The organism is Acinetobacter sp. A1-4-2 (assembly GCF_040233925.1).
Taxonomy (GTDB): domain Bacteria; phylum Pseudomonadota; class Gammaproteobacteria; order Pseudomonadales; family Moraxellaceae; genus Acinetobacter.
Genome location: NZ_CP157981.1, coordinates 1,960,741 through 1,975,522 on the forward strand (window position 1 = coordinate 1,960,741; position 14,782 = coordinate 1,975,522).

The window sequence follows — 14,782 nt, forward strand, 5'->3', positions numbered from 1 at the left end:
TATATGACCCCTATTATTATCTTTCTACTTTCAACACAGCAAGGAACGCTTCTTGCGGGATTTCAACACTACCCACCTGCTTCATACGCTTCTTACCTTCTTTCTGTTTAGAAAGAAGTTTTTTCTTACGTGATACGTCACCACCATAACATTTCGCCAATACGTTCTTACGCATCGCTTTTACAGTTGAACGGGCAATAATTTGCGCACCGATGGCAGCCTGAATCGCCACATCAAACATTTGACGCGGAATCAGGTCTTTCATTTTTTCAACCAGGGCGATACCACGGTGACGTGCATCCTGACGGTGACAGATCATGGCCAAGGCATCAACTTTATCGCCATTAATAAGCACGTCAACCTTCACCAGCGATGAGCTTTCAAAACGGATAAAGTTGTAATCGAGTGAGGCAAAACCGCGCGAACATGATTTCAATTTATCAAAGAAATCCATGACCACTTCGGCCATTGGAATTTCAAAGGTAATTGAAACCTGGTTCGCCATGAACTTCATGTCTTTTTGTACACCACGGCGTTCCACGCACAAGGTCATCACGTTACCCAAGTATTCTTGTGGTACAAGGATATGACATTCTGCAATAGGTTCACGCAAATCTTCTACCGTTGAACCATCTGGCATTTTTGATGGACTGTCGATATAGATCGTTTCACCATTCTTCATCACGGCTTCGTAAATTACGGTTGGCGCAGAAGAAATGAGGTCAAGATCGTACTCACGCTCTAGACGCTCCTGTACGATTTCCATGTGCAACATACCAAGGAAGCCACAGCGGAAACCAAAACCTAAGGCATCTGAACTTTCAGGTTCAAAGAATAATGCCGAGTCATTGATTTGCAGTTTATGAAGTGCTTCACGGAACGGTTCAAAATCGCTTGAATCAATCGGGAATAAACCCGCATACACCTGCGGTTTAACCTTTTTGAAACCAGGTAAAGTTGCAACATCAGGAGTAGTCGCAAGGGTAATGGTATCACCGACAGGCGCACCAAAAATATCTTTAATCCCTGCAATGATAAAGCCAACTTCACCCGCTTCAAGCATGCCTGTTTCAGTATGTTTAGGATTGAAGATACCGACCGAGGTAATGATGTGCGATTGGCCAGTTGATTTAATCAACATTTTATCGCCCTTACGCACACGCCCCTGTTTGATACGCACCAAAGACACTACGCCGAGGTAGTTATCAAACCATGAGTCAATAATCAAGGCTTGTAGCGGTGCTTCACGATCACCTGTAGGTGCAGGAATAACATTCACCAGCGTTTCAAGTACGCCTTCAATGCCAAGACCTGTTTTCGCTGAACAGGTCGGTGCATCAGTTGCTTCAATCCCGATGATGTCTTCAATTTCTTGGATCACACGCTCAGGTTCAGCTTGCGGCAAGTCAATCTTGTTGAGTACTGGTAAAACTTCGAGTCCCTGTTCAATCGCGGTATAGCAGTTTGCTACAGACTGGGCTTCAACCCCTTGCGCAGCATCAACAACCAGAAGCGCACCTTCACATGCTGCAAGCGAACGTGATACTTCGTATGAAAAGTCCACGTGTCCTGGAGTGTCAATAAAGTTTAATTGGTATTCTTGACCGTTCGGATGAGTATAATACAACGTCACTGATGCCGCTTTAATGGTAATACCGCGCTCACGTTCCAATTCCATAGAATCCAGAACCTGAGCCTGCATTTCGCGATCTTGCAAACCTCCACAGGTTTGAATAAAGCGATCTGCCAGTGTCGATTTACCATGATCGATATGCGCAATAATCGAGAAGTTACGAATGTTTTTAATATCAACAGATTTTTTAGCTTGCGCCATGGGCTACCTTGAGAAAAAAACACGCCATGCAACCAATAGTTAATGCATGGCAAAAGCTGAATAGAAATTGCGTAGGATTATAGCAGATGGATTTTTCAATGTATCCTAAATAATGAGTTCGTTTTTCGCTTTGACAGTTATTTTCAAAATAAAACCGGATTGTAGTCATGTACTCAATTTGAAGCCATCGCATCATACTGACTAAAATCCAGCGGATTCACCTGTTCCGATATCGGCTGGTAGGCTTGGCTAAAAGTGGGAGACATGCGTTTTGGCCGACCTGTGGCAATTTCCACACAGGCCCATTTGGTATTCCCCATAAATAAAACGCTTTGGTCTTGGGGACGATAAAACACATATTGCCGGAAAGAATACAAGGCATTGATATCATCCAGCCAGGTACGCAAGATAATCTTTTCGCCTTCAAATGCCGCTTTACGGTATTGCACATGGTGCTCTACCGCAACCATGGCATGCTTCAGTTCCATGTATTCATTCAGCCCCAAACCCAGGGCCTCAATATGTGCAGTAGCGACATCCTGCATCCAGTGCATATACACTACGTTATTTACATGTCCCAGACTGTCAATATCTTTTGCTTGAACGGTGATTTCCAAATCAAAAACTGTGCTCATCTATTTTACCGACCCTTACACTATGCAAAAAATGACCTTCAAGGCTACACAGTCTACGTAATTTTGTATCGCAGTAAAATTGCAAAATATAAAAAACCACTCAGCTGTAGAGTGGTTTTCTGTTCGATGGATTCATGCTATTCAATACGCATGCCTAAAATTGCGCGCTGATCTTGACGAATAATAGAAACACGTGCAATTGAACCTTTTTTCAGTTCGGATACTGTCTTAATAAAGTCATTACTATTCAAAATGGTTTTATTATTGATTTGAGTAATGATATCACCTACAGCGATACGGGATTGTGATGCGATCCCTCCCCGTTTGACTTCTTGAATCAGAATACCGCCTTTAAGATTCAGTTGGGATTGTTCACTGGCAGTCAAATTACGAATCGTCACCCCCAAAACAGGACCTTTATTTTGTGCTGCCTGTTCCACCGGTGCCGGTGTGTCGTCCGGTGCAGTCATCAATGTTGCCGAGATATTACGAGTCTTATCATCCCGCAAAACTTGCAATTGAATGTTTTGATTTGGTGAAGTCCGGTTTAAGTAGTTGAGCAAATCAGAGGTTCTGGAAATAGGCAAGCCATTATATTTCAGGATCACATCACCCGCCTTAAAGCCAGCTCTGGCTGCCGGGGAATTGGGAGCGACCTGGGTCACCAATGAACCTTCAGGCTTGGACAGGTTATAAGATTCAGCAAGGTTACGGTCGATGTCTTGCAACATCACTCCCAAATATGAACGGGTGACCTTGCCATTCTTTTTCAGCTGCTCTGCCACATCCATCGCCACATCGATCGGAATGGAAAATGACAGGCCCATATATCCGCCAGTACCGCTGAAGATACGCGAGTTTACCCCAACCACTTCACCATTCTGGTTAAACAAGGGACCGCCTGAGTTACCCGGATTCAACGCCACATCGGTTTGAATAAAGGGCACCGAGGTTTCGCCCATCATGTTACGCATTTTCGCACTGACAATACCGGCAGATGCAGAATAGTCAAAACCGAAAGGTGAACCAATAGCCAGTACCGGCTCACCGACTTTCAGCCGGTCTACATTGCCTGTACGCAGTTCAGGGAAATTGGAACCATTGACTTTCAGTAGCGCCACATCGGTACGCGCATCACTTCCAACTATGGTGGCATCAATCTCACGGCGGTCATTAAACATAATGGTCACTTTAGATGCATCTTCAACCACATGATGATTGGTTAACAGATAACCATCCTTACTGATAAAAAATGCACTGCCGTAAGCGGTTTTCTCTTGCTGAGCCTGTTGCTGTGGAACAATCACCTGATTGCCAAAAAAGCGTTTCAAAATTTCAGGAATTTGCTGTTGAATCAGCTCTTCCTGAGTCATTTTTTTAACGACACTGACACTCACTACAGCAGGGCTGACCTGTTCAACCAGATTGGAAAAGTCTACCGAAGAAGCTGCTTGTGTTTGCATCGCTGCCATGGTGAATACAGCAGCATACATTCCTTTTTTTATATAGCGATTGTTCATATAAAGCATTCACTCCATTCATTATAAGTATGCGTAAACAGTATTTAGCATAAAACATGTCTGTCTTGGGTAATAATATGTTTGATTATATTTGTATAAACAACAGCTTAAATCTTTCTTAAAAGTTTGTTGCTTTATTACTTTTTCTCATCATACATTAGCATATTAGCTCTTGTTTTTTGATGAAAAAAGGGGTGTTATTAGCAAACTTTTTTCAAATTAGCTGATGAACATGTCTAATTTAAATACAACACATCATTTTGACGTGATCATTGTAGGCAGTGGTGGTGCAGGTTTAAGCCTGGCTTTATCATTACCAGATCATTTCAATATTGCTGTTTTGGCCAAATCGGCACTCACCGAAGCCAGTACTTTTTATGCACAAGGCGGTGTCGCGGCGGTTTTAGATGAAACTGACTCAATTGAACAGCATATTGATGACACCATGATTGCAGGTGCACATTTATGTGAGCGTGAAGCGGTCAAGCAGACTGTAGAAGGCGGCAAACCTTCGGTCGACTTTCTGCTAAAACATGGCGTGCAATTTACCTTAGATGAACAGGAACAATTGCATTTAACCCGTGAAGGTGGTCACTCCCAACGCCGTATCATCCATGCTGCAGATGCGACAGGTCGCGCCATTTCAACCACTTTGGTGCAACGTGCCCGTGAAAAGCAAAACATCACTATTTTTGAAAATTATATTGCCATTGATTTAATTACTTCAAAAAAACTCGGCCTGAAAGATCAAGAAAATCGTGCGTTGGGTTTATACGCGCTCGATGAAAAGACTGAAAAAGTCCATACATTCTTGGCACCCTCTACCGCTTTGGCATGTGGTGGGGCAATGAAAGCCTATCTGTATACCTCCAATCCGGATATTGCGACCGGTGATGGTATCGCCATGGCTTACCGTGCCGGTTGCCGGGTTGCCAATATGGAGTTTAACCAGTTCCATCCAACCTGCCTGTATCATCCGCAAGCACGCTCCTTTTTAATTACCGAAGCCATGCGTGGTGAAGGGGCTTATTTACGCTTGCCTGATGGTGAACGTTTTATGCTGCGTTTTGACGAACGCGCTGAACTGGCACCGCGTGATATTGTGGCACGTGCGATTGACTATGAAATTAAACGTTTGGGTATCCGTCATGTCTGGCTGGATATCACGCATAAACCAGCCGAGTTTGTGAAAGAACATTTCCCTACCCTGTATGCCCGTTTACTAGAACTTGGCATCGACATTACCAAAGACATGATTCCTGTGGTTCCTGCGGCGCACTATACCTGTGGCGGTGTGGTGGTCGATGAAAACAGCCAGACCGACCTTCAAGGTTTATACGCCATTGGTGAAACCTCTTATACTGGCTTACACGGTGCTAACCGGATGGCGAGTAACTCACTTTTAGAATGTTTTGTCTACGGCATGAGTGCAGCCAAACATATAGAAAGCCTGTTCAATCCAGATTATGTTTCTCCTGATGCACCAAGCTGGGATGATTCCCAAGTGATGAATCCGGATGAAAATGTCGTTATTCTGCAAAACTGGGATGAACTGCGTCAGACCATGTGGAACTATGTCGGGATTGTCCGGACCACTAAACGTCTGCAACGTGCCTTACATCGTATCGAAATGTTGAAGCGTGAAATCACTGAATATTATCAGGATTACCATGTCAGCAAAAACCTGATTGAACTGCGTAACCTGGTACTGGTTTCAGAGATGATTGTGCGCTGTGCCATGGCACGCAAGGAATCACGCGGTTTGCATTACACTCTGGATTATCCGGAGCTTGGGCCTGAATTGCGTAAAACGGTACTGACTCCACCCAACTTCCAGGTGGAAACTCCGTTGGTCAATGTAGATGCTTAAACCCGTGTAGACTAAATAAAAAAGCCGGACATCTTTGTTCGGCTTTTTCAATTGGCATGATATCTGTTTATTGCCGGGGTGGGATGGAATAAGTCCCCACTGCATGTGCAATCGGCTCATCTAACTTGATGGAATATAACCATACATCACCCACAATGAGAGCCTTGCCCACTTTCATTAATTGACAGACCGCACGAATATCCTGTGCTGCCGTCGGTTTTCTTAAAAAATTGATGGATAAACTGGTCGTGACAGCCAAGGCCACAATACCGATTTCACCCAGTATGGCAATATACAGTGCATAATCAGCAGCGGTCATCATGGTCGGCCCTGATACCGTTCCACCCGGTCTTAAATCAGCAGTATTCATGATATAAGATGGTGGCTCCTTTTTCAGTGACTGTTTCTATTTCGCATTTTTCCAGGCTTTGCGGAAATTCACATTGCAAAAATTCAATAATTTCGACTTTATTACTTTTCATTGTTTATAAAAAAAATCTTCCATAATGTTAGCCACTATAGAAGATTTTTCATTTAAACCCAATTGCTGGGGATGACTACACCGATTGCAAACACGCGAGTGCCTGAGTGAATACCTGTTCTGGTGTTTGGGTGGCATCCAGACGTTTAATCCGTTCCCCCTGCTGTTGCCAAAGCTCCTGATAGCCTGAACGTACTTTCTCAAAGAATGTGGCTTTCTCCTGCTCAAAGCGATCTAATGCACCCCGTGCACGCGCACGTGACATTCCCAACTCAGTCGGGGCATCCAGCCAAAAAGTAACGTTCGGCATATGCGAGACAAAGTTGACATTCAATAACTGTAATTTTTCTTTACTTAGGCCGCGGCCTGCACATTGATAGGCAAAACTGGCATCAGTAAAACGGTCACACAGTACGGTCTTACCTGCCTTCAATGCCGGAACAATCACCTGCTGTAAATGCTGTGCACGTGCCGCATACATTAAAAGCAGTTCTGTGTCATTCGACATGCTTTCTTCATGGTTGACTGACAACAGCAGGGAACGGATTTGTTCTGCCATTGGTGTGCCACCCGGCTCACGCGTCAGTACCACTTCATGACCTTGCTGTTGCAGATAATCATAAATTTTACCAATGAGTGTGGTTTTCCCGACACCTTCAGTGCCTTCAAAACTAATAAACATCCCCACTCCTTAATTTTTTGAACGAATGACAGTTAGATATTCTTGCACAGCACGATTATGCTCATCCAAAGTTGCGCTAAATTTATGCCCACCATTACCCGTGGCGACAAAATAGATATTTCTGGAATTGTCCGGGTGCATGGCAGCTTCAATCGCTTTTTGACTTGGCAATGCAATCGGCGTTGGTGGTAAGCCATTGTTGGTATAGGTATTATATGGTGTAGGTGTACGCAAATCGTTACGCGTGATATTGCCATTATAACGGTCGCCCATACCATAAATCACAGTTGGATCGGTTTGCAGACGCATCCCCTGTTGCAGACGACGGATAAACACCCCCGATACCTGATTTAACTCATGATCCAGACTGGTTTCTTTTTCCACAATAGAAGCCATAATCAGCGCTTCATATTTATCCTTATAAGGTAAACCACTGGCACGATTGGCCCATGCAGTATCCAAAGCCTTCATTTGGCGTTTATATAAATCAGTCAAAATCTTTTTATCAGTTTCACCCTTGGCAAAGAAATAGGTATCTGGTGCAAACAGCCCTTCGGGATGGTTAAATGGAATACCTAAGGCTTTTAGCATTTGATCTTGCGGAAGATTCAACACTTCTTTAGTGACTAAATCATCTTTCTTTAGAAGTTCAATTAACTGTTTAAAGGTCGTACCTTCAATCACCAGAATGCGGTTCATCTGTGCATTTTCAGCATTCGAGACCAGTTCCAGCACTTCACGTACCGACATGCCTTGACGAATTTCATAAACGCCAGCTTTCATGCTGTCATGAATCATGATTTTTTGATAAAGCTTCAGGATAATAGGAAAACTGACTTTATCTTGCTGAGCTAGACGGTCAATAAAGCCTGAATAACTGTCACCCTCTCCAATCGCCAGCATTTGCTTTTCACCTTGCACCGGATAGGACTTGAACAAGCTGGCACCCAAGATAACTGCAAATAATACCGTCAGACCTGCAATTAAAATAAGGATGCCTTTTAAAGGAAATCCTGATGCAGTTTTATTTTTCGATTTTTGCTTTTTGCTAGACATATTAATGAATCTGATTCAATTGAAGGATATTAAAGAGTTCAATACACGGCTGAATATTCAACGGTTGCCGGTTAAGTTCAGTCACAGCTTTCATGGGACTTAAGGCATTACAAAAAAACAGGCTTTCAAATTTTGCAATGTCTTCCATTTCAATAAACCGCTGTTCACAGTGAATACCATGCTGCTGCATTCGGGACAAAATTTCGGCCCGCATCACCCCATGCACGCCATTATAGCGAAGTTCTGGTGTAATCCAGATATTGTTTAAACGAATGAAACAATTACTGCTTACGCCTTCAACAACACTGCCTTGTACATCGGTCACTAAAGCTTCAGCCCAGCCATGTTGATCGGCTTCATGTTTTAATAAGACCTGTTCCAGACGGTTCAGGCTTTTTAATCCCACCAAAGCCGGCATGCTCAAGCCCAAGGCTTGCTGTAACACCCCAGATTTAATTTTCTCTATCTGAAAATCATCGACTGCTTGGGGATAAAAAAACACCCAGACATCTGCCGGATGCTCAGGCAGGCTATAGCCGCGTTGTCCCTCACCGCGACTGATGATGATTTTTAATGTGCCATTTAGTTCAAGAAACTGCTGCTGCAATACAGCCAAAGTTTTTTCAATGCAGCTTAAATCTGCCTGCAACATCAGCCGTTCACAACTTAACTGTAGCCGTGCCCGATGCAGGCTTTCAAGTTCAATTTTGCCATGCCGAACACATGCCGTGGTGAAACAGCCATCTCCGTAATGAAAAGCACGGTCCTGTAATGACACTTCATTTATTTCCCGTGCATTCTTAAAACATGGCATAACAAACATCCTGCAAATGATGACCTAGTTTAAAAATAGTGGCGCTTAATTGATAGCTTTTTTATTAATATCAAATTCGTTTCTTATTATTTTTTCAACAAAAAAGATGACGCTATGCTTGGCTCCGTTACAAAACATTAATAATTCAAAGGATAGCAAAATGCGCTCACTAAAAATCGGGGTTTTAGCAGCTCTTATTTCAGCAACGTCTTTTACTGCACTGGCAAAAGACTTTTTAAACGTTTCCTATGATCCAACGCGTGAATTGTATGAAAACTACAATAAAGAGTTTGCTGTATACTGGAAGAAAACCACAGGCCAAGATATTAATTTTAAACAGTCACACGGCGGTTCTGGCAAACAGGCACGTGCCGTGATTGATGGTCTGGGTGCCGATGTGGTGACATTGGCACTTGCAGCAGATATCGATGCGATTGCAGCAAACTCAAATTTGCTTCCAAAAGACTGGCAGAAAAAATTCCCGAATAACTCTACCCCCTATACCTCTACCATCGTTTTTTTGGTACATAAAGGCAACCCGAAAGGCATTAAAGACTGGGGCGATCTAGTCAAAAATAATGTCGGCATTATTACCCCAAACCCTAAAACCTCTGGTGGCGCCCGCTGGAACTATCTGGCAGCATGGGCTTGGGCGAAACATCAGCCAGGCGGTAACGATGCCAAAGCACAGGAGTTCGTACGTCAAATCTATAAAAACACCAAGGTCCTCGACTCTGGTGCACGCGGTGCAACCACGACATTTGCTGAACGTGGCATTGGAGATGTATTGCTGGCCTGGGAAAATGAAGCTCATTTAGCGATTCGTGAACAACCGGGCAAGTTCGAAATTATCACACCGTCGTTGTCTATTTTGGCTGAACCCCCTGTGGCGATTGTAGAGAAGAATGCACAGAAAGACGGCAACCTGAATTTAGCCAAAGCTTATCTCAACTATTTATATTCACCTGCAGGTCAAACCATTGCTGCCAATAACTTCTACCGTCCGCGCAATGCAGCAATACTGGCAAAACATAAATCCGTATTCAAACCCTTGAAACTGGTCACCATTAATAAAGAATTTGGCGGCTGGAGCAAAGTTCAAAAAGCACATTTTGAAAATGGCGGCGTATTTGACCAGATCGTAAAAGCCAATAGCACCAAATAATCTCAGTCAAGCAAACAAAGCATCAGTTTTATTCATAAGGCTGGTGCTTATTTTATGAATCCAGCCCTATTTATCTTTTTTATTCATATAAAATTCATTTTTTATTATTTTTTATGCATAAAGAATATAGCTATTCTGTACCCCTGTAATGAAACACATTAAGAATATTGAGGTTCGCATGAGCATTTCGGCAAAATTGAAACTTGGAGTTTTAGCAGCAGTTATATCTACCATTTCTTTAGGTGCTGCAGCGAAAGATTTTCTCAATGTCTCTTATGACCCAACACGCGAACTTTATGAAGACGTGAACAAAAATTTTAGCAAATACTGGGAAAGCCGTACCGGACAAAAAATTAACTTCAAGCAGTCACACGGTGGTTCTGGCAAACAGGCACGTGCGGTCATTGATGGGCTGGATGCCGATGTGGTGACTTTGGCACTTTCTGCCGACATTGATGTAATTGCGGAAAAAACCAGACAGTTACCTGCAGACTGGCAAAAGAAGCTGCCACATAACTCAACGCCATATACCTCTACCATCGTATTTTTAGTACGTAAAGGCAACCCAAAACACATTAAGGACTGGGGTGATCTGGTTAAGCCGGGGGTAGGCATTATTACACCAAATCCTAAAACCTCTGGCGGTGCACGCTGGAACTATTTAGCGGCATGGGCCTGGGCAAAACACCAGGCGGGTGGCAATGACAAAACTGCCCAAGAATTTGTGCGTAAAATTTATAAAAACACCAAGGTTCTCGATTCTGGCGCACGCGGTTCAACCACAACATTTGCAGAACGTGGCATTGGTGATGTGCTGTTGGCCTGGGAAAACGAGGCTCACTTAGCCCTTCGTGAACAGCCAGGAAAATTTGAAATTATCACGCCATCTCTGTCTATTTTGGCTGAGCCACCCGTGGCGATTGTAGATAAAAATGCAGAGAAAAAAGGCAATAAATACCTGGCTCAAGGTTACCTAAATTTCCTTTACTCGCCACGCGGCCAGCAACTTGCGGCTGAAAACTTTTACCGTCCACGCAACGCAAAAACACTGGCGCAATACAGCAAGGTATTCAAGCCCTTAAAACTGGTCAGCATCGATCAGGAATTTGGCGGCTGGAGCAAAGTTCAAAAAGCGCACTTTGAAAATGGCGGTGTATTTGACCAAATTGTTAAAGCCAATAGTGCAAAATAATCGCATTCGATAAACAGGAGCATCGACATGATTCATACCGTAATTGTTCCAGGCGTAGGTGGCAGTGAACACGCACACTGGCAGTCGTGGCTACAACGACAACTCATGTCATGCTCCCGTGTGCAACAACAGGACTGGAACACCCCTGTGTTACAAAACTGGATTGCCGAGTTTGTAAAGACCGTGACGCCTATTCAGGGCAGCATCCAGATTGTCGCGCATAGTTTTGGTTGTTTAACTACTGTGGCAGCTTTAGCCCAGCACCCGGAACTCAATCAAAAAATTAAAAATTTGATTCTGGTTGCACCTGCCAATCCTGCCCGTTTTGGCGAAGCCGGTTTTTCACGTGATAGCCAGCAAGATTACCAATGCTATTTTCATCAGCTGAAAATTGCCGTGCCAACGACTTTACTGATCAGTGAAAACGATCCCTGGTTAAATTTTGAAGATGCCCAGCAACTTGCAAAGGCGTGGGAACTTAATCCGGTTAATCTGGGTCAGGTTGGACATATTAATGTTGCTTCCGGTTTTGGGCCTTTTCCTGAAATTTATGATTATTTAATTTCAGAAAATGTGCTGCAACATATCAATTTTACTGATGATAGCAAGTGCTTTTTCAAATTTGCAATTTAAACCCTGCAAATTATGCTTGTGCCGAATTAAACTTTTATTTTCGCTGACTTTATTGGTCAGTAGTCGCTCTTTTTAAGGAATCATCATGTCGCAGCGATCCCGAGTGCTGCCAGGATTTGGTCTTTCTCTAGGCTTTACCCTAGCGTATCTATCATTAATCGTGCTTATTCCATTATCTGCGGTGTTTATCAAATCGCTAGGTATAGGCTGGGACGGTTTATGGGAAATTTTAAGTTCAGAACGTATCTTAAAATCTTTGCAGTTAAGTTTTAGCGCTGCCCTAATTGCAGCCTTAGTCAACGTGGTGTTTGGCTTGTTACTGGCATGGTGCCTGGTGCGTTACAGTTTTCCCGGTAAACGCATTATTGATGCTTTGGTCGATTTACCCTTTGCCCTGCCTACAGCGGTGGCGGGTATTGCCCTAACCTCATTATATGCACCTACAGGCTGGATCGGTCAGTATTTGGAACCAATCGGAATTAAAGTAGCCTATACCCCGATCGGGATTACTCTGGCACTGATCTTTATTGGTATTCCTTTTGTGGTACGTACCGTACAGCCTGTACTGAGTGATCTTGAAACCGAACTTGAAGAAGCAGCATCGGCATTGGGTGCGAACCGTTTTCAGATTATCAGCAAAATTATCCTACCCATTCTGTTTCCAGCACTACTGACTGGTTTTGCATTGGCATTTGCACGCGGTGTAGGTGAATATGGTTCCGTGATCTTTATTGCAGGTAACCAGCCATTTGAAACTGAAATCGCGCCATTGATGATTATTTCCCGTCTGGAAGAATATGACTATGCCGGTGCAACCACCATTGCTGTGGTAATGCTGGTCCTGTCATTCGCGATTTTATTCCTGATTAACTTGCTCCAAGCATGGGCAAGCAAACGTACCGGGAGAACAGCACGATGAGTTTAATCACCAACAGCAATGCTTTGGCTGAGAAATTACAGTCCCGCGATGCGACGCGTGAACCGGTCTGGGTTCGTTATTTACTGCTTACGATTGCGCTGATTTTCTTTTTAAGCTGCTTGATTCTGCCTTTAATTCTGGTCTTTGTTGAAGCATTTAAACAGGGGGTTGGTGTTTATTTTCAGGCACTGGTGCATCCAGACACCTTGTCTGCGGTGAAACTGACCTTATTGACCGCTGTAATTGCCGTGCCATTAAACGTGGTGTTTGGCGTAGCAGCCGCATGGTCGGTGGCGAAGTTTAATTTCCGTGGCAAATCCATTCTCACCACCATTATTGATCTACCTTTCTCGGTTTCTCCAGTTATCGCAGGCATGATGCTGGTGCTGATTTTCGGTACTCAAGGCTGGCTTGGCGGCTGGCTGATGGACAATGACATTAAAATTTTGTATGCCGTTCCTGCCATTGTACTGGCAACCGTATTTATTACTGTGCCTTTTGTGGCGCGCGAACTGATTCCCCTGATGGAAGCGCAAGGGACCGAGGAAGAAGAAGCGGCAATTGTACTGGGTGCTTCAGGCTGGCAAACTTTCTGGAAAGTGACCTTACCCAACATTAAATGGGGTCTGATTTACGGCGTGATTCTGTGTAATGCCCGTGCCATGGGTGAATTCGGTGCAGTATCGGTGGTGTCGGGTCACATTCGTGGTGAAACCAATACCCTGCCGCTACATGTTGAAATCCTTTACAACGAATATACCTTTAGTGCGGCATTTGCAGTGTCATCGCTTCTGGCTTTACTGGCAATTGTGACCCTGATCTTGAAAACATGGGTAGAAGTGCGCCAGGAAAAACAAAACAAACGTAATGAAGATTCAACAGTTTCTTAAGGAATGACATCATGAGTATTCAAGTTAAAAATATTGAAAAACACTTTGGTGCATTCCATGCACTTAAAAATATCTCGCTCGACTTTCCCGATGGTCAGCTGGTGGCATTACTCGGCCCATCTGGCTGCGGTAAAACCACCCTGCTGCGTATTATCGCAGGGCTGGAATCGGCAGATGGCGGTCAGGTGATTCTTGAGGGCGAAGATGCAACCAATGTGCATGTACGTGAACGTGAAGTCGGCTTTGTATTCCAGCATTATGCCTTGTTCCGTCATATGACGGTATTTGACAACATTGCCTTTGGTTTACGTGTGCGCCCTCGTTCTACCCGACCATCAGAAGCTGAAATTAAAAAACGTGTGACCCGTTTGCTTGATCTGGTTCAGCTGGGCTTTTTGGCCGACCGTTATCCTGCACAACTCTCGGGCGGACAACGTCAACGTATTGCCCTGGCACGTGCTTTGGCGGTTGAACCTCGTGTATTATTGCTGGATGAACCTTTTGGCGCACTCGATGCCAAAGTGCGTAAAGAGCTGCGTCGCTGGTTACGTACTTTGCATGATGAATTGCATATCACCTCAATTTTCGTGACTCATGATCAGGAAGAAGCTCTGGAAGTAGCCGATCAAATCGTGGTGATGAACAAAGGCAATGTCGAGCAAATTGGTTCACCTCGTGAAGTTTATGAAACACCGGCAACACCGTTTGTATTCGACTTCCTGGGTCAGGCCAACCGTTTCGAAGGTCAAAACCAGCAAGGCATTATCCAGATTGGTGACGACCGTCTGCAACTACCGCAGGTGAAAGATGCTCCGCAAGGCAACGTGATTGCCTTTGCCCGTCCAAATGAATTACGCATTCATGCAACACCGCAAGAAAATGCCATTCAGGCCACTTTCCTGCGTGAAATCTGGATTGCCGGCAAGGTTATTGCTGAACTTCAAGATCGTCAGGGCAATTTAATTGAAATTTCGCTTAATTCTGAAGAAGCGAAGTTACATCAATTTAAACCAAATCAAACAGTGTGGTTAAGTCCAACGGGATTGCACCTGTTTGCCAATGACGTCGCTTAATAACAAATAGATGGGGCA

The 14,782-nt window shown here is 44.0% G+C and carries 13 protein-coding genes and 1 pseudogene; 7 read left to right on the forward strand and 7 right to left on the reverse strand.

Going from position 1 to position 14,782, the window contains the following annotated elements; all coding sequences use genetic code 11:
- Window positions 1–16: 16 nt before the first annotated feature.
- The 3 genes from lepA to ABJ384_RS09680 all read right to left on the reverse strand — a co-directional run bounded on the left by lepA (window position 17) and on the right by ABJ384_RS09680 (window position 3,989).
- Window positions 17–1,834: a translation elongation factor 4 gene (gene lepA / locus ABJ384_RS09670; protein WP_086196143.1), complete on the reverse strand. Its 1,818-nt coding sequence runs from the start codon at window positions 1,832–1,834 to the stop codon at window positions 17–19.
- Window positions 1,835–2,007: 173 nt separating this feature from the next.
- Window positions 2,008–2,469 carry a thioesterase family protein gene (locus ABJ384_RS09675; RefSeq protein ID WP_180042267.1) on the reverse strand — a complete coding sequence of 154 codons (462 nt, stop codon included), beginning with the start codon at window positions 2,467–2,469 and terminating at the stop codon, window positions 2,008–2,010.
- A 137-nt stretch (window positions 2,470–2,606) separates the two neighbouring features.
- The gene (locus ABJ384_RS09680) at window positions 2,607–3,989 is read right to left on the reverse strand and encodes a Do family serine endopeptidase (RefSeq protein WP_180042265.1); all 1,383 of its coding nucleotides are present in this window, start codon (window positions 3,987–3,989) and stop codon (window positions 2,607–2,609) included.
- Between the two features lie 226 nt (window positions 3,990–4,215).
- Between ABJ384_RS09680 and nadB the strand changes: the two genes are divergently transcribed.
- Window positions 4,216–5,859: an L-aspartate oxidase gene (gene nadB, locus ABJ384_RS09685; protein ID WP_166167177.1), complete on the forward strand. Its 1,644-nt coding sequence runs from the start codon at window positions 4,216–4,218 to the stop codon at window positions 5,857–5,859.
- Window positions 5,860–5,926: 67 nt separating this feature from the next.
- On the opposite strand, the pseudogene ABJ384_RS09690 reads toward nadB, so the two are convergent.
- The 4 genes and pseudogenes from ABJ384_RS09690 to pabC form a co-directional block, all read right to left on the reverse strand.
- Window positions 5,927–6,341 (reverse strand): annotated as a pseudogene (locus ABJ384_RS09690) (PaaI family thioesterase).
- 75 nt (window positions 6,342–6,416) lie between these two features.
- The gene (gene tmk / locus ABJ384_RS09695) at window positions 6,417–7,022 is read right to left on the reverse strand and encodes a dTMP kinase (RefSeq protein ID WP_349927026.1); all 606 of its coding nucleotides are present in this window, start codon (window positions 7,020–7,022) and stop codon (window positions 6,417–6,419) included.
- A gap of 9 nt (window positions 7,023–7,031) precedes the next feature.
- Window positions 7,032–8,078 carry an endolytic transglycosylase MltG gene (gene mltG, locus ABJ384_RS09700; protein ID WP_180082230.1) on the reverse strand — a complete coding sequence of 349 codons (1,047 nt, stop codon included), beginning with the start codon at window positions 8,076–8,078 and terminating at the stop codon, window positions 7,032–7,034.
- 1 nt (window position 8,079) lies between these two features.
- On the reverse strand, window positions 8,080–8,892 hold the full coding sequence (pabC, locus tag ABJ384_RS09705) for an aminodeoxychorismate lyase (RefSeq protein ID WP_180082231.1): 813 nt from the start codon (window positions 8,890–8,892) through the stop codon (window positions 8,080–8,082).
- A 160-nt stretch (window positions 8,893–9,052) separates the two neighbouring features.
- Here pabC and ABJ384_RS09710 point away from each other — a divergent pair, with 160 nt between their 5' ends.
- The 6 genes from ABJ384_RS09710 (at window position 9,053) to ABJ384_RS09735 (ending at window position 14,764) form a co-directional block, all read left to right on the forward strand.
- A complete protein-coding gene (locus tag ABJ384_RS09710; RefSeq protein WP_180082232.1) occupies window positions 9,053–10,057 on the forward strand; it encodes a sulfate ABC transporter substrate-binding protein in 1,005 nt (334 codons plus the stop codon).
- 178 nt (window positions 10,058–10,235) lie between these two features.
- Entirely contained in the window at window positions 10,236–11,249 is a 1,014-nt protein-coding gene (locus tag ABJ384_RS09715) for a sulfate ABC transporter substrate-binding protein (protein WP_180082233.1), read from the forward strand.
- Between the two features lie 27 nt (window positions 11,250–11,276).
- Window positions 11,277–11,882, forward strand: a complete 606-nt coding sequence (locus tag ABJ384_RS09720) for an alpha/beta hydrolase (protein WP_180082234.1) — start codon at window positions 11,277–11,279, stop codon at window positions 11,880–11,882.
- Window positions 11,883–11,967: 85 nt separating this feature from the next.
- Complete coding sequence (gene cysT, locus ABJ384_RS09725; protein ID WP_180082235.1) at window positions 11,968–12,801, forward strand: sulfate ABC transporter permease subunit CysT; 834 nt, start codon at window positions 11,968–11,970, stop codon at window positions 12,799–12,801.
- Window positions 12,798–13,691 carry a sulfate ABC transporter permease subunit CysW gene (gene cysW / locus ABJ384_RS09730; RefSeq protein ID WP_086196155.1) on the forward strand — a complete coding sequence of 298 codons (894 nt, stop codon included), beginning with the start codon at window positions 12,798–12,800 and terminating at the stop codon, window positions 13,689–13,691. The genes cysT and cysW overlap by 4 nt, the downstream gene beginning before the upstream one ends.
- 11 nt (window positions 13,692–13,702) lie before the next feature.
- Window positions 13,703–14,764 carry a sulfate ABC transporter ATP-binding protein gene (locus ABJ384_RS09735; RefSeq protein ID WP_180082236.1) on the forward strand — a complete coding sequence of 354 codons (1,062 nt, stop codon included), beginning with the start codon at window positions 13,703–13,705 and terminating at the stop codon, window positions 14,762–14,764.
- Window positions 14,765–14,782 lie beyond the last annotated feature (18 nt).